Genomic DNA, 18225 nt, shown 5'->3' on the forward strand with positions numbered 1-18225 from the left:
TATACCGGGGGATATTTATTTAATAAACGGCTTTACATGTATACGTAGGGCAATAGCGTTTTAAGAAAAACCCTCCTGAGTTGTTCAAATTAGGATCCCACTTCTCTCCGCTCGCCGTAACCGTGGCCTGCGTCACGCAGGTTTTCCCAACCGTACTGCTGCTGCAAGCCGGCGTGAAAGCGTTTGCTTCTTTCGTAGAGGGCATCGGATCCCGCTCTATGGTGCTCAGCGAACTAGACATACAGTTCTGGAGGCAATTATTGTTTATCATAGGAGAACCAACCGCCCCCTCGCCTACAAATCCCTGGTCCGTCATCACCCATTGATATGTAGGCTCCGTCGGCTCAACCGGATCTATCGGCTTCAAAGATCTCTGGCAATATCCAGAACTTTGTAACGTGGAACCGGACGGGCAGGTACACTCACACGTCTGCGAATTCCAAGTACCCGGGGTGCTCAACAAAATTAAATCTCCCTGTTTCGCAGGCGGATTAACACACATTTCTTTCAGCGAGTCATCACACCCGCCTTCGCCGCTGCCGCAGTTCTGAAGCGCCAGCAGCCACACTTCTTTCGGCGTACTGTCACTCGTCTTGCGCTTCTCCCACGCCAGCTGGCACTGGGTTAAGTTAGTACCCGTATTGGTATGCGCGGCCGTAGGCTCCGGGATGTCATTCCCCGCCAAGTGGAAACCTGCCGTATTCCCGCTGTCGTACAGTCCCACCGTGCTCCCGCCGTTGCCCGTAATCTCCAAAGTGCCGCCCTTTAAACTCCCCACTTTCTGTTTGAGCATATTTACGGCGTCCAAGGTTTGGATATACGAATCATTATTATATGTCTGCGTGCCGCCTTTGGCCGCTACACTCGGTAAAAGACCCGACGGGGCGGATGTGCTTTCCGATTTATAGCTGGAATACGTATTGGACGTATTGCCGTGGAAAGCCGTATTCGGCATATTGATAGCGGAACCCGACGCGCCCGTTACCGTCGGCACGTCATAAATACGCGCGCTGTTATCCGTCGTCATCGTTACGGTGCCGCCGGAGTTAATGTTCATTGTGGTGGCGTTTAAGCCTCCTTTTAAATTGGCTTTATCCGTTATCTTTAAATACGTATATTCACCCATACGAGACGGATTAAAGCTGACCGAAGAAATAATCTCGGCGTGGCACAACGGAGCACTGACCAGTAACAGTATCATCAACCATTTATTCGCCATATTCATTCCCCCAACTGTGATATACACCATAACCCAACGACTGGGAAAAACCTATCGTTTTGCAGTCGGAACCATCCGCCCCGGACGCCGATATACAAAAGCGTTTTCCGCCCGGACCCATGCCCAGCCCAAAACCGCTGGGCGGGACGCCCCACCACACCACCATACCGCCTCCGGAAGGCAAATCTTCATAGTGGCTGCCGCCCTGAAATGAGCAGGAATCGTTTCTGTAAAAAGAAAACTTACAGGAAGTAGACGGAAGTTCTATATCCAGTTCGTCTCGCAAGCAATCACTGCCTTTGCCCAAACGGCATACTTCCATGGCATCATGGTAGGACTTGAGCGCCGGCCAAATGGCCGCCGCTCGGCTTTTATCTACTGATTTTTGATACTGAGGAAGAGCTACAGAGGACAAAATACCGATGATAAGCACGACAACAAGCAGTTCTATCAAAGTAAAACCTTTTTTCATAAGAAACTCCTCAGCAGGTTGATTTAAAGGCTTATTCTTATTCTAATAGGTCGCAGCCTAAAAATCAATACCTATCCCACTGTATCAAAAAAAAAACAAATCAAGGGCCCTCCGGGCCTTGGGGCTCTGGCCTGGCCAGGGCTAAAGCAATAAACGGTGCTATTAATTAGATGGGAACAACAAAGGGGGTATGCACCCGTCTGGTAAGACCGAGCCGCCCCTCCCTTTCCCTAACGGAGTCATCCGACTAATTGAGCCATACTGTTTAAACAATGTCGCCAAGTACCGTAAAGCGAGCCCAATACGCCGCCCGCAGGGCCTTTTGGACAAGGGGGGGAGTAAGCTAGGGGTTAGGAAGGAACAGCACAGGCCCGCATACGCCGCCAGCACCGATAAAAAACCCCGCCGGGTTAAGGGCGGGGCTCAATTAGTGTCTGTAAAAACCGGCTTAAAAATCATCCGCCGGGCGTTCGTCCAACGCTTCTTTCGTCTGCGCAAATAAAGCTTTAATCTCGGGCAGTTTTTCAAGCGGCAGCCAAATGCCTTTTTTGGTATATCCGACGTCTTCCTGCCATTGGCGCAAATCCAATCCGCGCCGGCCTTTAAACGTGCCGACGGAAACCACTACGCAAATGCCCGGCCGCTTGGCAAATTTGCCCAGCTGCCCGTCTTTAACGGCGGCCGGATTATCCGCAAGCGCGGCCACCAAAGGCGCCAATGCGCGCAAAATTTCCGGCGTCATCGTAATGCCGTCCCGCGTGGCGCCTGAAAACGTGTCCGACAGTACATACCGCCGCACGGATACGTAACGGTATCCGCGGTAGGCGTCAATGCTAAAGCGCACCTCTTCGCCGTTGTCCAGCGCCAGCGCGCCGATATCTCTAAGTAATGTAAAGCTGCTTTCGCTCATCCTTTTTCCCCGGCGCACACAAAGCGGCGGGCCCCCTGTTATTACCCAGGTAAAATATGATATGATACCTGTAGTTATATTCTAGTGTTTGATTGGGATAAAATCAAGCAGTTTTTGTATAATGGTTTAGGTATTTTCCACTTTTTACGGTAAGGAAGAATATGAGCGAAAACCCTTCTCTGGTAGGAAAAGAAATTTCCGGATGCGAGATTTTGAATAAAGTAGCCGAAGGCGGAATGGGCGCGGTGTACAAGGCGCGCCACAAAGCGCTGAACCGCATTGTCTGCGTCAAAATTTTAAGCCCCGCCCTGGCCAACGATAAAAAAGCCGTGGAGCTGTTTCTTACCGAAGCCCGCGCCATCGCGGAGCTGGACCATCCCAATATCGTAAACGTTTATAACGTAGGGAAAGAAAAAGGCTATTACTTCATCGTTATGTCCTTTATTGAAGGGCAGACGCTTTCCATGATGCTCAAGAAAAACAAAATCCTGCCGATCGGACTGGTGCTGGATTTGTTTGAAGGCGTACTGTTGGGGCTGGACGCCGCACACGCCAAAGGCATTATTCACCGCGATATAAAACCTTCCAATATTTTAATCAACCCGCAGGGCCAGCCCAAAGTGGTGGACTTTGGTATCGCCAAAAAAGTGGATAAAGAAAAAGGCTCCACCAAAACCACCGAGCTCGCCGGCACCGCGTATTTCATCGCGCCCGAACAGGCCCTGGGAAAGGATTTGGACACGCGCGCCGACCTGTATTCCATCGGCGCCAGCTTGTATTACGTGCTGACGGGGCAGTTTCCGTACAACGGCAAAAACACCATTGATATCATTCAAAAACACATCAACGACCCGGTGCCCAATCCGGCCAAAATCCGCTCCGATATGCCCGGCTGGCTTTCGCTCGCCGTGCAGAAACTGATGAGCAAAAACCCGGACGAACGCTTCCAAACCGCCAAAGAAACATACCAATACTTTAAAAAAATGCGCGCCGAAGACCAGCTCCGCGTGAAAATGGGCAACTCCGGCCGCGCCATTGATTTGGGGGAAGAAGGGCCGCTTCGCATCGTAAAAGAAGAAAAAGTAACCACGGACAGCATTAAAAAACAGCGCGCGCAGGAAGCCGCCGCACGGCCGACTACCTCCTCCTCCCGCCTGCCGCTTATACCGCAGCTGGACGCGGCCGCCCCCGCGCCCGCGCGTAAAAAACAAAAGACCGCACCCGGCCAAATGCTGGAAGCCGCGGACGTAAAACCCGTGGACGTTTTCGTGCCGGCCAAGCCGTCCCGCCCGGTGCGCTTCGCTTCCGAAAATAAAATGGCCAACGGACTGCGCACGCTGGGCAGACTGGCGGTATTCGTGCCGATATTTATGGCTTTTGCGGGCGGCATCGCGTATCTGTTTTATTCGCTGGGCAAAATCTGCTCCGCACACGTAAACCCGGACGCGGGACTGCTTTCCAATCTGGTTATGCCCTTCCTCGCCACGCAATACGAGCCGAACCAGCTCCTGATGACGGGCCTGGCCGCCGCCGCGCTGGCGCTGATTTTTGCGTCCTCGGCCATCCGCGCTTATGCGCGGTCCACTACGCTCCTTCTCGTGCTGGCGCTGGTAGCGTATATGGCGGGCTTGTTTACGCCCGAAGTGCCGTTTATGGAGCTTTCCAGCGTAAGCCAGTTTATTTTTACGCCGGAATACTACTTGTGCTATCTGGTATTTGCCATGGCGTGGGCCTTGGGCCTGTGCTGGACGCTCAACCGCACGGCCGCGCAGGGCGTGCTGGCCGCTTCGCTGGTGGCGTTATCTATGGTGCTGGCGTTTCTGTCCGCCCATTTAACCATCGCGCCCGACAGCCACTCGCTGTTAATTAAACTGATGTTTTACGTCGCTTTATTCTGCGCGCTCCTTTGCGCCTACTACCTGGCGGCCCGGAGCGAAAAAGACAGCATCCTGCTGCCGTTTGTATTGCTGTTTGCAGGCGTGTTCGGCATATGGGCCTATTCCGTCTCCGGCCTCGCGGGCACGGCCAACCGCACGCTTTCGGCCCTGACGCAGACGATTGTGGTGAAATCTTCCGAAGTGGCCCAGTCCAACGCCAAAGTGGAAAAGCTCGTGGGGCTGGATTCCCGCCGGCAGGTATTTGCCCATTTTGACAAAACCAACGAACTCACCAATATGCCCGACGACGAAGCCGCCGCTTTTCTGGAACGCCAGGTCAACCAGGTGGCTCCCGGCGTATTTACCGACGAAACGCAGCCGCTGTTTATCAGTTTTCTGTTAAACTACTACCGCGGCGGCGACAATAAAATGAAACTCAGCGTATGGGATTATGCACTCAGCTTCCCGGTCAAAAATTTTAACCGCAACGCGCAGGAAAACAACGCCTATTTCTTCCTGCTCACGCTGCTCTACGCGTTTGGAACCGTCTCCTGCGCGGGAACCATTTTCTTCAGCGAGGAATTATGAGCAGCTTTGACATTGAATTCGCAGCCGTAACCGACATTGGCAAAATCCGCGAAAAAAATGAAGACAACGTGCTGATTTCCTCCGATTTGGGCCTGGGCGTAGTGGCCGACGGCATGGGGGGGCACAGCGCCGGCGAAATCGCCAGCAACATTGCGGTGTCTGTCCTGGCCGAAACGGTGCGCAAAGTAAACAACCAGCAGCTTAAAGTGCCAGACAACTTTCTGCCCAAATTAGACCCCGTTGAACGCAAGCTGTTAATGGCCGCCAACCTGGCCAACGCGGCGATTTATTCCACGGCCCAGTCGTCCGACATGTACCGCATGATGGGCACCACGCTCACCGGCGTGCTGTTTGACAAAGACTGCGCCACCGCCGTACACGTGGGGGATTCGCGCCTGTACCTGTTCAGGGACAATAAAATCGTCCAAATCACTACGGACCACTCCCTGGCGATGGAACACGTGCGCCGCGGCCTGTTAACCCGCGCGGAAGCCGACCGCTCCAAAATCCAGAACGTGCTTACCCGCGCCATGGGCATTAAAAAGAACATTGAATTTGACCTGTTAAAATTCCCCGTCAAAGTGGGCGATACGCTGCTTCTGTGCTCGGACGGCCTCTACAAAGGCCTGCGCGAATGCGATATGGCCGAGCTCTTAAAATCCGGCTCTCAGACGCCTATCGTCAAGCTGTGCAAACAGCTGGTGCGCGTATCCAACGAGCGCGACGGACAGGACAATATTTCCGCCGTTCTCATCAAAATCCTTCCGGCTAAAAAAGTTACCTTCAAACAGCGTTTGAAACGCTTTTTTTCCAAGGCTTAAAAACCGCTTATTTCCGTCTATAAATACAACCCCTTTTTTAGCACTCTAAGAAAGGGGTTGACAATTTTGCACAGATATGCTAAATTAGCATTAAGCTTGAGTGAGTGCTAATAACATTCCTTGGGCGTATTTTTAAGAGACAGAGCAATTCATAAGGAGTGAACTGAATATGGCAGAAGTCAAAATCAAACCGTTGGGCGACCGCGTAATCGTCAAGCCCATTGAAAGAGAAACGATGAAAGGGGGAATCATCATTCCGGACACCGCCAAAGAAAAGCCGATGGAAGGCGAAGTGCTGGCTGTCGGCCCGGGCAAACTGGGTGACAAAGGCGAACGCACGCCCATGGACGTAAAAAAAGGCGACCGCGTGCTGTACGGCAAATACTCCGGCACCGAAATCAAGCTGGACGACGAAGCTTATTTAATCATTCACCAGGACGAAATTCTGGGTATTTTGGGGTAATTAGGGGGAATTAATACATATGGCTAAGCAAATTATTTACGGCGACGAAGCCCGCGCCAAAATGAAATCGGGCATTGAAAAAGTGGCCAATGCTGTAAAAGTTACTTTGGGGCCCAAGGGCAGAAGCGTGGTGCTGGAAAAAAAGTTCGGCTCTCCGCTTATCATTGACGACGGCGTAACCATCGCCAAAGACATTGAACTGGAAGACAAGTTTGAAAATATGGGCGCGCAGCTCATCCGCGAAGTGGCTTCCAAAACCAACGACGTCGCCGGCGACGGCACCACCACCGCCACTGTGCTCGCCAACGCGATGCTCACCGAAGGCATCAAAAACATCACCGCCGGAGCCAACCCGACTTTAGTCAAAAAGGGTATTGAGCTGGCCGTGGAAACCACCCGCGAAGCATTGAACAAAATGCACAAACCGGTCAAAACCAAAGAAGAAAAAGCGCAAATCGCCACCATTTCTTCCAACGACCGCGAAATCGGCAATATGATTGCCGAAGCCATTGAAAAAGTGGGTGCGGAAGGCGTCATCACCGTAGAAGAAGGCAAAACGGCCACCACGCAGCTGGACATTGTGGAAGGTATGCAGTTTGACCGCGGCTACATCTCGCCTTACTTTGTAACCGATTCCGAAAGAATGGAATGCGTGCTGGAAAACCCGTACATCATTATCACCGACAAAAAAATCTCGTCTATGAACGAACTGCTGCCCGTGCTTGAAAAAATCGTGCAGAGCGGCAAACAGTTCCTCATCATCGCCGAAGACGTGGACGGCGAAGCGCTGGCCACCCTGGTGGTGAACAAACTGCGCGGCACCCTGAAAGGCTGCGCCGTAAAAGCCCCCGGTTTTGGCGACAGACGCAAAGAAATGCTGGAAGACATCGCCATCCTTACCGGCGGCGACGTACTGAGCGAAGAACGCGGCATCAAGCTGGATAAAGCCGAACTCGCCATGCTCGGCCAGTGCGCCCGCGTGGTGATTGATAAAGAAAACACCACCATCGTCAGCGGCAAAGGCAGCAAAGAAGCCATCGCTTCGCGCGCCGAACAAATCCGCAAACAAATTGAAAACTCCAAGAGCGAATACGATAAAGAAAAACTCCAGGAACGCCTGGCCAAGCTCTCCGGCGGCGTAGCCGTCATCAGCGTAGGCGCGGCCACGGAAACCGAGCTTAAAGCCAAAAAAGCCAAAGTGGAAGACGCCAAAAACGCCACCAAAGCCGGCGTGGAAGAAGGCATCGTTCCCGGCGGCGGCGTGGCTTTGGCCCGCAGCCAAAAAGCCCTGGACGGCATTAAAACGGACAACGAAGACGTCCGCACCGGTATCAACATCGTACGCAAAGCCCTGACGGCTCCTTTAAAACAAATCGCCGTCAACGCGGGGCTGGACGGAGCGGTAGTCGTGGACAACGTGCTCAAAATGACGGGCGCGGCCGACGGTTACGACGCCGAAACCAACCAATACTGCGACCTCTTGAAAGCGGGCGTGGTGGACCCGGCCAAAGTGGTCCGCACCGCGCTGGAAAACGCGGCTTCCATCACCGGCACGGTGCTGCTCACCGAAGCCCTGGTGGCCGACGCTCCCGAAAAAGAAGGGCATTCCCACGGCCCGGCTATGCCCGGCATGGGGGGAATGGGCGGTATGATGTAATTTAAACGCCGTACAACAAAAAGCCGGCCCCCGACAGGGCCGGCTTTTTGTCCGTAAAAAGGGGGGTACGCAGGACCCAGGCGCGCGTAGGTCCCATCTCCCGGGCTGGTTAGGCCTTTTGGCCCTGGTAATGTTGCCTAAAAATTTTTATGATATATATTGTAGAAAGATATTTCTCTCAGCGAGGAGCCCTATGAAAAAATTATTGGTTTTTATGTTGGTTTTCTGCGGCTGCGCCGCCGTACTGAGCGCCAAGAATACGCCAAAATCCGAAGCATTGGCGAAAAAAATTAACGCAGAAGCCGTCAAACAGCAGCAGCAAGCCGGTATGCGCAATATCATGCACGTCCGCTTGGAGTCCGGCGTCAACGGCGGCAGCTGGCTGGTTTCCTGCAGCGCCCTGCTGGACAATAACGCCTCTTTAACGTTAGACACGCCCTGCACCGAAGCGCTGGCCGTTTCCTACACCAACGGCTTCCCCGTCTATATGACCGTAGACCTTTCCAAACTGGGCGCCTACTCTTCCGGCTCCCTCAAAGGGCAAGCCTTTGAATATACGGGCGTCCCGGATCCGAAAAGCTTCCGCGTGCAGGAAAACGGCTTGGCCGTGTTCCAGCTCCCGGTGAGGACCCCGGAAGTTAAAAACGCCATCGCCAAACTGCCTTCCTTAGCAGGTATGTCCGACGCGAACAAAGGCTACTTTTTCCGCAAAAGCGAACGCCCCTCCAGCTTTAACTCGGGCGCGCCCGGCTATGATGAACGCCGCAACTATCCCGCCTCTTCCGTGGCCGGATTCCAAAAATTCCTGACCGTGCTGGATAAAGATTTAAAATACTACGCCTCCGTTCTGGGCGGCCCGGTAGCCATGCGCAATTATATTGATGCCGATAAGTACGAGGATGTCAACGGCTATGCGGTATTTATCAACCGCCAGGGCGACGCCGTAATAACCAGCTACAAATCCTACGAATATTACGATGGCCTCTTGGCCGAATTTGGCGGAAAAGGCGATTTCTACCTGAACCTGGCCGGCATGGGCAAATACGCCAACGGCAAAGGCTTCTTTTTTAACGGTACAGCCACCGCCCTTGACAACCGCGCGCAAAACGACGTGGCCGACCGCCCGACCCGGGTCCGCTTTGACCTGCCGAAAAACGGTCCGGTCTATAACGAACTGCAAAACACCAAAAAGTTCTACAACCACAAAATCGTTACCCTGTGGTTACAAGACTTTGCGCCGCGCATCCACCGCATCGCGGCTTTGATGAGCAAATAAGCCAACGCTTTCCTGCCAAATACCCGCCCTTCCCGGCGGGTATTTTTTATGCCGGGGCCCAGCAGGACCTGGGCCCTCCGGCCGGACACGTTAGGCCTTTTGGCCCTGGTAATTTTACACAAAAATTCTTATGATATAGATATAGAAGGAAATTTTCCAAATCGGAGAGGAACCCCATGAAAAAATTAATATCAGCATGCATGTTGTTAGCGTTGGTAACGCTGCACATGCCCGTAAGTGCAGCCGAAGTTTCCACTCAAGCAGTACAAGCTGCCGTTAAAAAGTCTTTAACCAACAACGCCGGTGCCATAAAAAATAACAAACGTGTAGATTTTGTAATTGATGAATCTTTTTATGATGAACGGCTTGATCAAAATAACGGTCCGTTCCGCGTAGACCTGGCCTGCAAAGCCTATGCATTAGATACGCATTGGCTGTTGTTGGCGGGCACGTGCATGCGCTACTATACAGAAGGAGATATCCGGGAAGTGGGAGACCACGAATATATGGAACGTCATGGTCGCACCATCAAATCCGCTTCCCCGTCTATGGACGGCTACGCTGAAAACGGTAGCGTTATGCTTATGTGGTCCGCTAAAGCTCAATACGCCGCTCCGTTTGTCAATGTTCTGGCCACCGCTTCGCCCAACAATTTATTCGCTTTAACTGCCAATCATACTGTTAAAATCAATACAGCTCGCTTCGGCACAGATGCGGTTAAAAAGAGAAACCTGCTGACAAACTCGGTTAAAAACAATACGTTTAAACTGGATGAAGGAGCTACGGATCTTTCCGGCACGGCAACAGATCCTTTGTTTATGATTTCTGCCAACGGAAACGAATTCTTGGCCGCTTATAATAACGGTACCATCTCTTATGCGTATAATATGACGTTTGACGATGCATTTCACACCTTTGATGGACAGCCTTCGGATATTTGGTACTCTTTGACTAAAGAAGATTTGAATTTCATCAAATCTACCGTTACCCAGCACCGTCCGAGTGATTGGGCGCGCATTAAAAACCGCCTTTTCTTTAATCAAACAGTTACGCCGTACTTTACCAAATAAGCATTCTTCCTCTCTAAAAGCCCGCTGAAAAGGCGGGCTTTTTATGTTAAAATTTTCTACAATAAAACTATATTAGTAAGGGGGAAACTTATGGCAACCAATCCAATGCTAAACGAAGCCGCGTTTAAACGCGCGCAAGAATCCGTCCGCGCCGTACAGCCGATGACCCTGCAGGGCACCATCAACAAAACGTTCCTGCTGCTGTTTATTTGCGTCATCGGCGGTATGCTGACCTGGACCCATTATCAGTCCTGGGCCGGATACCTCTGGCCGATTGCCATCGTCGGTTTTGTAATGGCGCTGATTACGTCTTTCAAACCGGCGGCGGCGCCCGTTACCGCGCCGATGTACGCGTTTGCGGAAGGGCTGTTTTTGGGCATTATTTCCGCGATGTACAACGCGCAGTTCCAGGGCATCGTGTTTAACGCCGTGGCCGTTACGGTGCTGGTGTTTTTTGTGATGCTTTTTGTGTACCGCACGGGCATTATCCGCGTAACGCGCGGGCTGGCGGTGGGCATTTTCTCGGCCACTGCGGCGATTTTACTGCTCTACGTCGGGTCGTGGATTTTATCGCTCTTCGGCGTCAGCACGGCGTATTTAACGTCTTCCTCGCCGCTGTCCATCGCCATCAGCGTGGTGGTGTGCGGCGTGGCCGCGTTTAACTTCCTGCTGGACTTCCACTTTATTGACCAGATGACCGGGCACTACGCCGCGCCCAAATATATGGAATGGTATGCGGGATTCGGGCTGTTGGTAACGCTGGTCTGGCTGTACGTGGAAATTTTGAACCTGTTGGGCAAATTGCAGCGCAGATAAGCGCGTGCCGGAAGCGTTCAAATTTTGTAAAATTTAAGAAGTAAGAGCGCGCCCGGCCCCGCCGGGTGGCTATAACACAAAAAGGAGTCACAAAACTATGAATTTTGACAGCATCAAAAAAATTCAGGATATGGACCTGACAAACAAAAAAGTCTTGGTGCGCGTGGATTACAACGTGCCCTTAAAAGACGGTAAAGTGGATAACAACAAACGCATCGTCGCGACGGAAAAAACCATTAAGTTCCTGCTGGAAAACAACTGCCGCATCGTTTTAATGGCTCACTTGGGCCGCCCGAAAGGCAAAGTGGCGCCGGAATTCAGCCTGGCGCCCGTAGCCGCCGAAGTGGAAAAACTGTTCGGCGTGCCGGTGCATTTTGCCAAGGACTGCGTAGGCCCCGAAGCCGACAAAGTGGTTGAAGCCGCCAAAAACGGCGAAATCGTCCTGCTGGAAAACCTCCGCTTCCACCCCGAAGAAGAAAAGAACGACCCCGAATTTGCCAAACAGCTGGCCAAACACGGCGAAATTTTCGTGCAGGAAGCGTTCGGCACCGTTCACCGCGCCCACGCCTCCACCAGCGCCATTACCGAATTTTTGCCCGGCTGCGCGGGTTTCCTCGTGCAGAAAGAAGTGGAATTTTTGGGTAAAGCCCTGGAAAACCCGGCACGCCCGTTTGCGGCCGTGGTGGGCGGCGCCAAAGTGTCCGACAAAATTATGCTGCTTAACAATTTGATGGACAAGGTAAACGTCCTCGTCATCGGCGGCGGTATGGCCTACACGTTCCTCAAAGTGCAGGGCTGCGAAATCGGTAAATCGCTGTTTGACGCCGAAAAAGAAGCCGAAGCCAAAGCCGTGCTCGCCAAAGCCCAGGAAAAAGGCGTCAAAATTCTGCTGCCCGTGGACCATATCTGCGGCAAGGAATTTGCCGAAACCGCCGAACCCGTGGACGTGGACAACGTCAACATCCCGGCCGATTTGATGGGCCTGGACATCGGCCCCAAAACCGTTGCGCTTTTCAGCGAAGAACTGCTGAAATGCAAGACCATTTTCTGGAACGGCCCGATGGGCGTGTTTGAGTTCCCGAATTTTGCCAAAGGCAGCTTTGCCATCGCCCAGGCGATGATTGACGCCACGAAAGCGGGCACGACCACCATCATCGGCGGCGGCGACAGCGTAAACGTGCTCAAGAAAGGCAAATTCAACCAGAAAGAACTCTCCCACGTTTCCACCGGCGGCGGCGCCAGCATGGAATTTGTGGAAGGGAAAGAGCTTCCTGGACTGGTGGCTTTAGCCAAATAGTCCAGTAAAGCTTTTGCTAACCTGTAATAATTTGACACAAACCAGCCCTTTGCTTTTGCAAAGGGCTGGTCTATTTTTTGCCGAAAGAGCTTCCTGGCTTAGTCGCGTTAGCGAAATAAGACAGGAACTTTTTTGCCAACTGGGGATTTAGCATCACAAACCGGGCCTGTTTTTTAGGCCCGGTCTATTTTCAGCAAAACAGAATTGCCGGGTTTGGTGGCGTTAACCAAATAAACCAATCATTCGCCTAAAATAAAGTACAATAACACTTTCGGAGGCGCATTATGGCATCTAGTGCGGAATTTATGGAATATGTTTGCGGACAAATCAGCGGTGCGGGAGAAATTACCTATAAAAAGATGTTCGGAGAGTACAGCGTTTACTGCAACGGGAAAATCATTGCACTGGTATGCGATAATCAATTTTTCGTCAAAATCACACCGCAGGGGGAAAGTTTCCTTCATGGCGGCATAAAAGAACCGCCGTACCCCGGCGCAAAACCCTATTTTTTAATTGACAATCTGGATGATTGCAGCCGCCTGGCCCGGCTGGTGCGCCTGACGCACGACGCGCTTCCCGCGCCAAAGAAAAAAACTAAATAGCACATTGCCCTCGTCCTCCGGCCCAGTCCGCAGGCTTTACGGACAGAATCAGCAAAAACTTTGTATAATAATATTGTTATTTTTACAGGAGAACTGCCCAAATGTACACTTTAATTTTGACGCTGCATTTCATCGTCTGCATTCTTTTAATTTTACTCGTCCTTCTTCAGAGCGGCAAAGGTTCCGCCGCCGGTATTTTCGGCGCGTCGGGCGCGGATAATCTTTTCGCCAGCCCCACCGCCTTTAACGCCATCAACAAATTTACCGCCGTTCTGGCGCTGATTCTTATGTGCACTTCCGTCGTTTTAACCATCGCTTCCAACAAACGCTCGTCCGTTTCCGTGTTGGACTCGGTTAAAATCCCGGCCGCCGCGGCAACCACCACCCCCGGCAAATAACGCTTTTGCTTATGACCGGAAGCCTCCGCCGATGCGGAGGCTTCTGTTGATTTAACAAGACGGTTTGACAATACACCGCCGGAATGCCGGCGCGGCGATTGCGAAGATAAAATTTTTTTGCTAAAATATATCAGTAGTCAGCAGGAGAGTTCTTTTAATCCCTCTAGATAAACAGATTTTCGCGCAGGTGGCGGAATTGGTATACGCGTGCGTTTGAGGGGCGCATGCCGCAAGGCTTGAGGGTTCGAGTCCCTCTCTGCGCATATTTAATAAAAAACCCAGGTTAAAAAACCTGGGTTTTTTATTAAATATTAAGACAGAGAGCACACCAACTGCTTGGTGTGCGTAGGGACGAGAAAGGCGGAGCGATGTACGAGTTTGAGCGAAGCGAAAGGCGAGTACCGCGAGCCCGGACTGCAGGCGTTTTCCGTCAGGAAAACGACCGGAAGGCGAGTTCCTGCACCATAATTTAAAACTGGACGAAATACCGGTTTTTACTATAACAGAGAGCACACCAACTGCTTGGTGTGCATAGGGACGAGAAAGGCGGAGCGATGTACGAGTTTGAGCGAAGCGAAAGGCGAGTACCGCGAGCCCGGTGCGAAGGCGCACTCCCACGCCTGCAGTAAAATTCCGTCAGGAATTTTACTGAAAGCCAAGGCCCTGCATAGTAAATTTAAAAAACCGGACGTCTGTTTATTTGCCGATATCCCCCAGTGCATTACATAATCTTTTTCCGCGTACGCTATTTCCAGCGCAACCCGAATATAGATCTGATCTGGAAGGATATTCAAAAGGGATATTAACACTGGCTACCGTGGCCTTATAACACGCGCCCGAACCTGTGTTTGCCCCTGGACACAGCGTCACCTTTACCACGCCAAACGCCTTGTTGTTTCCGGACACTAAATCAATAAAAAAACCATCCGGGCATTGCCACTCATTTTGCAAATTACTAACAGATTTACAATTATTCCGATGGTCAACATCCAAATCACCCAAATTGGGCGTATAATAGCCGTTAGCCATATAAAATACTTCTTCTGCCCGTTTGATGGAATAGGCGGTTTGGATATAAGTCATAAAACGCGTTTTATCCACGGCCACTTCGTATTGAGGCACCGCCACCGCCGCCAGAATACCAATAATTAAAACAACCACTAACAGCTCTATAAGCGTAAATCCGAGACTTTTTTGCATGGGATATATCCCCCTATTTATATAAGTTGATATTCCCAATTTATCAAAAAAAAAAACGCGTCAAGGGCCCTCCGGGCCTTGGGGCTCTGGCCTTATCCAGGGCTCGGCAAAATACGGTGCTTTTAGATAGTTGGAAGAGAAACATTCGGGGATGCAAAAGTTTTCAGGGGGACGGTTCTCTATGCGGGTACATCCGACTAGTGGAACCACACTATTTAACAATGAGGCCAGGCAATCCGATAAGCGACCTACAATGCCTCAGCGCCGGGGTTCCCGCCAAAATGCTAAAATTTAAATATGCATAAAAGCGTATTCTCTCCGTTAGCCGCCGCGTGGGTGTGCTGGGCCATCGTCGGCCTGTCGCCCGTGGCCGGCAAATTCGCCGTAGGCGTTATCAGCCCGGCGCTTCTCGTATTTCTCGGTACGATTATCGGCGTACTCTATTTCACCCCGTGGATTACCCAAAACCATAAATGGGGGGAACTCTTAGCCCCCGAAACCCGGTGGAAATTTTTGTTTATCGGCACTTTCGGCACCGCGCTTCCATTTACCATCGGCCTGATTGCGCTCCATTACACCACGCCGGGCAACGCCGCCATTTTACAGCAGTCCGAGCTCCTTTATTCCCTGCTTTTTGCGGGATTTTTCCTCAAAGAATTCCCCAGCCGCGCCCAGCTGGCCGGCAGTGCGCTTATCGTGCTGGGCGTGCTTATTATTCTGGTTAAAGAACACTACACGCCGCGCTGGAGCGGGGATTTGTTAATCGTAGGCAGTACGTGGATGCTCCAGGCCGGCTCCACCGTAGCCAAAAAGCTCCCCAAACACCTGGACCACCGCGTCATCGGGATGGCGAGAAATCTGTTTGCGCTCCCCGCGCTGATCGTCATTCTGGCCGTGATGTGGGCGATGAATGAAAGTTTTGTCTTTCAGCCCAATTTCCGGCTGTTTTCCGTACTGGCCTATACGGGTTTTCTTAAATACGGCCTGGCGATGGTGGTGTGGTACAAAGCCATCCGCGCGCTGGATTTAAGCAAGGTAACGGCTATTTATCTGTCCTACCCGGTGCTCTCGCTGTTGGTTTCGGCCCTGGCGGGGCTGGAGCGACCCACGGGCTACCAGCTTTTTGGGCTGGCGGTAACGTTTGCGGGCGCGTACTGGGTGAGCGCGACGGTTAAGAAAGAAGGGCATTAATCTTCCAATACACGCCCGGAATTAAGTACAATATATTCAGGAGAATTTATGTTCAGCATCGCCCCGGTTTTTGCCGTCTGGATTGCCTGGTTCGCCACCGCGGCCAACCTGGTTATCAGCAAATTCGCCGTGCCGTACGTTACGTCCGCCCTGTTTATCCTCTTGGCGTGCGTGATTGCGTTTTTGTGTTTTTTGCCGTACGTGTGCAAAACGGGCGGGTGGAAAATTCTGTTGGATAGAAAAGTCTGGCCGCAGTGCCTGGCGATGGGCACCTTCGGCACCGCACTGCCGATGACGATTTTTATGATTGCGCTGAATTACACCACCCCGGTCAACGGCGCGATATTAAACCAGTTTGAAATTATTTATTCGCTCATTCTCGCGGCCATCCTGCTTAAAGAACGGCCGACGGTGCGGCAGGTGGGCGGCTCGTTACTTATTTTGCTGGGCGTGGGGCTTCTTTTATGGCAGGCGGGCACGACGGTGCAGTTAAAGGGGGATCTCATGATTATCGGCTGTTTGTGGATGTTCCAGCTCAGCCATATTTTTGCCAAAAAACTGCCCGCCCATATGCCGCCGCAGTTAATCGCCGCCGCGCGCGCCTTATTCGCCATTCCGGCGCTGGCCGTTCTGGTGGCGTATCTGGCGGCGTTTCAGGGGCCGCTTCAGTTTGAAAGCAACGCCACGCTGTGGAGCATGCTGTTTTTATGCGCCGTGGTGAACTATTTTTTGGGAAATACCTATTGGTATCAAGCCATCCGCCATATGGACCTGAGCAAAGCGACGGCCATCATCCTGTCTTACCCGGTGATGACGTTTGCGCTCTCGGTGCTGCTAAGGCAGGATAAAATTACCGTATATAAAGTGCTGGGGATGATTCTCGCCATCGGCGGGGCTTATATCGTAACCGGTATGGTCAAACAAGGAGACACGAAATGAAGAAACTCGTTTTATTTGATTTGGACGGAACGCTCGTCAACGCCGGGGGCGCGGGCAGAACCGCGTTAAGAAAAGCGATGGAAGAACTCTACGGCGTAAAGCCCGAATTTGAACACGGGCTGATTTCCGGCCGCACGGATTTGGATAATTTTTCCCTCGTATACTCCCTGATTAAAAAAGGCAAAAAGCCCACGGCCGCCGAAATGAAAAAGATGAAGGCCAAATACCTGGAACTCCTGCCCGCCGAAGTGCACGCCGCCGTGCGCTGCAAAAAGTACGACCTTACCCCGGGCGTGGAAAAATTCTTAAAAACGCTGGCCAAAGACAAAGATATTATCCTCGGCCTCGGCACCGGCAACCTGGAAGAAGGCGCCCAAATCAAACTGGCGCCCAGCAAACTGGGGGAATACTTTACCGTCGGCGGATACGGCGAAGACGGACACACCCGCGAAGAAATGCTGCAGGCGGCCGTCAAACGCGCGGAGAAAAAATTTAAAACCAAAATCGCGCCCGAAAACGTGTTCGTCATCGGCGACACCCACCGCGACATCTGCGCCGCCAAAAACTGCGGTTTTCACAGCGCGGTGCTGACCACCGGCTTTGGCGAAGCGCAAAAAATCCAGCGCGCCGCCGCCGAGCTGGAAACCAAAGATTTTAACGATCTTGTCACTTTCTGCGTCTGGCTCGGCATCAAAACCGACCCCAAAGGCGTCAAACGCGGCAGCTATATTATGCCCGCAAGCGCGATTGAACACGTGTTTTTCAGCCGCACCGGCATTGACGAGGACCGCCTGAAAATGCTGCGCATTAAAAAATACTCGGACCTTGAGTCCGGCACCATTATGTGAGGCCGCCGATGGAATGGTACACCGCCGCGGAACGTTTTACGGAAGCGCTGGCTTCGTCCGACCCGACGCCCGGAGGGGGCGCCGCCGCCGCCATGACGGGGGCGATGGGGTGCGCGCTGGCCATGATGGCCGTGGGCACCACGCTTAAACGCAAAGCCACGCCCGAAGAACTGCGCCCGCGCCTGACGCAAAGCTTAAAACGCCTCACCGCGTTTAAAAGCGAGCTTAAATCTTATATCCAGCAGGACGGCGAAGCCTACGCCGCGTATCTGACGGCCAAAAAACTGCCCAAAGACGCCCCGGCACGCGAACAAGCCGTGCAGGACGCGCTCCTCTTTGCGGCGCGCGTACCGGCGGACGCGGCCTCGGCCGCCATGCATTGCCTGCGCGAAATTGACAGCATTAAAAACGACGTGGCCGACATTATTCTTTCGGACGTATACTGCGCGCGCCACCTTCTTCAGGCGTGCATTAAATGCTCGGTGGAAAGCATCCGGGCCAACCTGTCTTTTATCAAACACGAAGACCGGGTAAACGAACTTAACAAGCAGATTGCCACGCTGTTAAAGGCCTGCTGAGAA

18 protein-coding genes and 1 tRNA gene are annotated in these 18225 nt (G+C 52.4%); 15 read left to right on the top strand and 4 right to left on the bottom strand.

The genetic code is table 11. The features are described from left to right. Window positions 1-19: 19 nt before the first annotated feature. From ACQY36_RS00630 to ACQY36_RS00640, 3 genes are all read right to left on the bottom strand, one after another. Window positions 20-1219: a hypothetical protein gene (locus ACQY36_RS00630; RefSeq protein WP_428077270.1), complete on the bottom strand. Its 1200-nt coding sequence runs from the start codon at window positions 1217-1219 to the stop codon at window positions 20-22. Next, window positions 1209-1691: a type IV pilin protein gene (locus tag ACQY36_RS00635; protein WP_428077272.1), complete on the bottom strand. Its 483-nt coding sequence runs from the start codon at window positions 1689-1691 to the stop codon at window positions 1209-1211. Before ACQY36_RS00635 ends, ACQY36_RS00630 begins: the two co-directional genes overlap by 11 nt. A gap of 448 nt (window positions 1692-2139) precedes the next feature. Beyond that, a complete protein-coding gene (locus tag ACQY36_RS00640; protein ID WP_428056655.1) occupies window positions 2140-2601 on the bottom strand; it encodes a transcriptional coactivator p15/PC4 family protein in 462 nt (153 codons plus the stop codon). A 161-nt stretch (window positions 2602-2762) separates the two neighbouring features. Between ACQY36_RS00640 and ACQY36_RS00645 the strand changes: the two genes are divergently transcribed. From ACQY36_RS00645 to ACQY36_RS00695, 11 genes are all read left to right on the top strand, one after another. Further along, window positions 2763-5066 carry a serine/threonine protein kinase gene (locus ACQY36_RS00645; RefSeq protein WP_428071813.1) on the top strand — a complete coding sequence of 768 codons (2304 nt, stop codon included), beginning with the start codon at window positions 2763-2765 and terminating at the stop codon, window positions 5064-5066. Continuing rightward, on the top strand, window positions 5063-5887 hold the full coding sequence (locus tag ACQY36_RS00650; protein ID WP_428077274.1) for a PP2C family protein-serine/threonine phosphatase: 825 nt from the start codon (window positions 5063-5065) through the stop codon (window positions 5885-5887). Before ACQY36_RS00645 ends, ACQY36_RS00650 begins: the two co-directional genes overlap by 4 nt. A 169-nt stretch (window positions 5888-6056) precedes the next feature. Next, window positions 6057-6350, top strand: a complete 294-nt coding sequence (locus ACQY36_RS00655; protein WP_428077276.1) for a co-chaperone GroES — start codon at window positions 6057-6059, stop codon at window positions 6348-6350. A gap of 19 nt (window positions 6351-6369) precedes the next feature. Then, a complete protein-coding gene (groL, locus tag ACQY36_RS00660) occupies window positions 6370-8007 on the top strand; it encodes a chaperonin GroEL (protein ID WP_428056659.1) in 1638 nt (545 codons plus the stop codon). Window positions 8008-8200: 193 nt separating this feature from the next. Further along, entirely contained in the window at window positions 8201-9283 is a 1083-nt protein-coding gene (locus ACQY36_RS00665; RefSeq protein WP_428077278.1) for a hypothetical protein, read from the top strand. Between the two features lie 176 nt (window positions 9284-9459). After that, window positions 9460-10353 carry a hypothetical protein gene (locus ACQY36_RS00670; RefSeq protein WP_428077280.1) on the top strand — a complete coding sequence of 298 codons (894 nt, stop codon included), beginning with the start codon at window positions 9460-9462 and terminating at the stop codon, window positions 10351-10353. Window positions 10354-10443: 90 nt separating this feature from the next. Beyond that, window positions 10444-11169, top strand: coding sequence for a Bax inhibitor-1/YccA family protein (locus ACQY36_RS00675; protein ID WP_428077282.1), 726 nt, complete (start codon window positions 10444-10446; stop codon window positions 11167-11169). Window positions 11170-11266: 97 nt separating this feature from the next. Next, a complete protein-coding gene (locus ACQY36_RS00680; protein ID WP_428077284.1) occupies window positions 11267-12466 on the top strand; it encodes a phosphoglycerate kinase in 1200 nt (399 codons plus the stop codon). Between the two features lie 284 nt (window positions 12467-12750). Then, window positions 12751-13068, top strand: coding sequence for a TfoX/Sxy family protein (locus ACQY36_RS00685; protein WP_428077286.1), 318 nt, complete (start codon window positions 12751-12753; stop codon window positions 13066-13068). A 101-nt stretch (window positions 13069-13169) separates the two neighbouring features. Then, window positions 13170-13466, top strand: coding sequence for a preprotein translocase subunit SecG (gene secG / locus ACQY36_RS00690; RefSeq protein WP_428077288.1), 297 nt, complete (start codon window positions 13170-13172; stop codon window positions 13464-13466). A 181-nt stretch (window positions 13467-13647) separates the two neighbouring features. Next, window positions 13648-13729: transfer RNA gene (locus ACQY36_RS00695), tRNA-Leu, on the top strand. Between the two features lie 433 nt (window positions 13730-14162). Here the strand turns inward: ACQY36_RS00695 and ACQY36_RS00700 are convergent. Next, window positions 14163-14666, bottom strand: a complete 504-nt coding sequence (locus tag ACQY36_RS00700) for a type IV pilin protein (RefSeq protein ID WP_428077290.1) — start codon at window positions 14664-14666, stop codon at window positions 14163-14165. Between the two features lie 297 nt (window positions 14667-14963). On the opposite strand from ACQY36_RS00700, the gene ACQY36_RS00705 reads away from it, so the two are divergent. From ACQY36_RS00705 to ACQY36_RS00720, 4 genes are read left to right on the top strand one after another with little or no spacing between them, the layout of a single operon-like run. Then, complete coding sequence (locus ACQY36_RS00705) at window positions 14964-15857, top strand: DMT family transporter (protein ID WP_428077292.1); 894 nt, start codon at window positions 14964-14966, stop codon at window positions 15855-15857. 48 nt (window positions 15858-15905) lie between these two features. After that, window positions 15906-16796: a DMT family transporter gene (locus ACQY36_RS00710; RefSeq protein WP_428077294.1), complete on the top strand. Its 891-nt coding sequence runs from the start codon at window positions 15906-15908 to the stop codon at window positions 16794-16796. Beyond that, window positions 16793-17644, top strand: coding sequence for an HAD family hydrolase (locus ACQY36_RS00715; RefSeq protein WP_428077296.1), 852 nt, complete (start codon window positions 16793-16795; stop codon window positions 17642-17644). Before ACQY36_RS00710 ends, ACQY36_RS00715 begins: the two co-directional genes overlap by 4 nt. Window positions 17645-17652: 8 nt before the next feature. Then, window positions 17653-18222, top strand: coding sequence for a cyclodeaminase/cyclohydrolase family protein (locus ACQY36_RS00720; RefSeq protein ID WP_428056669.1), 570 nt, complete (start codon window positions 17653-17655; stop codon window positions 18220-18222). The last annotated feature ends 3 nt before the right edge of the window (window positions 18223-18225 follow it).

Source organism: Candidatus Avelusimicrobium alvi (genome assembly GCF_958451995.1).
GTDB lineage: Bacteria > Elusimicrobiota > Elusimicrobia > Elusimicrobiales > Elusimicrobiaceae > Avelusimicrobium > Avelusimicrobium alvi.

Bases quoted from the DNA above. Each gene is read 5' to 3' on its own strand.
- ACQY36_RS00645 (WP_428071813.1), top strand. From the start codon at position 2,763: ATGAGCGAAAACCCTTCTCTGGTAGGAAAAGAAATTTCCGGATGCGAG.
- ACQY36_RS00655 (WP_428077276.1), top strand. From the start codon at position 6,057: ATGGCAGAAGTCAAAATCAAACCGTTGGGCGACCGCGTAATCGTCAAG.
- ACQY36_RS00680 (WP_428077284.1), top strand. From the start codon at position 11,267: ATGAATTTTGACAGCATCAAAAAAATTCAGGATATGGACCTGACAAAC.
- ACQY36_RS00670 (WP_428077280.1), top strand. From the start codon at position 9,460: ATGAAAAAATTAATATCAGCATGCATGTTGTTAGCGTTGGTAACGCTG.
- ACQY36_RS00685 (WP_428077286.1), top strand. From the start codon at position 12,751: ATGGCATCTAGTGCGGAATTTATGGAATATGTTTGCGGACAAATCAGC.
- ACQY36_RS00650 (WP_428077274.1), top strand. From the start codon at position 5,063: ATGAGCAGCTTTGACATTGAATTCGCAGCCGTAACCGACATTGGCAAA.
- secG (WP_428077288.1), top strand. From the start codon at position 13,170: ATGTACACTTTAATTTTGACGCTGCATTTCATCGTCTGCATTCTTTTA.
- ACQY36_RS00665 (WP_428077278.1), top strand. From the start codon at position 8,201: ATGAAAAAATTATTGGTTTTTATGTTGGTTTTCTGCGGCTGCGCCGCC.
- ACQY36_RS00705 (WP_428077292.1), top strand. From the start codon at position 14,964: ATGCATAAAAGCGTATTCTCTCCGTTAGCCGCCGCGTGGGTGTGCTGG.
- ACQY36_RS00700 (WP_428077290.1), bottom strand. From the start codon at position 14,666: ATGCAAAAAAGTCTCGGATTTACGCTTATAGAGCTGTTAGTGGTTGTT.
- ACQY36_RS00675 (WP_428077282.1), top strand. From the start codon at position 10,444: ATGGCAACCAATCCAATGCTAAACGAAGCCGCGTTTAAACGCGCGCAA.
- ACQY36_RS00710 (WP_428077294.1), top strand. From the start codon at position 15,906: ATGTTCAGCATCGCCCCGGTTTTTGCCGTCTGGATTGCCTGGTTCGCC.
- ACQY36_RS00635 (WP_428077272.1), bottom strand. From the start codon at position 1,691: ATGAAAAAAGGTTTTACTTTGATAGAACTGCTTGTTGTCGTGCTTATC.
- groL (WP_428056659.1), top strand. From the start codon at position 6,370: ATGGCTAAGCAAATTATTTACGGCGACGAAGCCCGCGCCAAAATGAAA.
- ACQY36_RS00640 (WP_428056655.1), bottom strand. From the start codon at position 2,601: ATGAGCGAAAGCAGCTTTACATTACTTAGAGATATCGGCGCGCTGGCG.
- ACQY36_RS00720 (WP_428056669.1), top strand. From the start codon at position 17,653: ATGGAATGGTACACCGCCGCGGAACGTTTTACGGAAGCGCTGGCTTCG.
- ACQY36_RS00715 (WP_428077296.1), top strand. From the start codon at position 16,793: ATGAAGAAACTCGTTTTATTTGATTTGGACGGAACGCTCGTCAACGCC.
- ACQY36_RS00630 (WP_428077270.1), bottom strand. From the start codon at position 1,219: ATGGCGAATAAATGGTTGATGATACTGTTACTGGTCAGTGCTCCGTTG.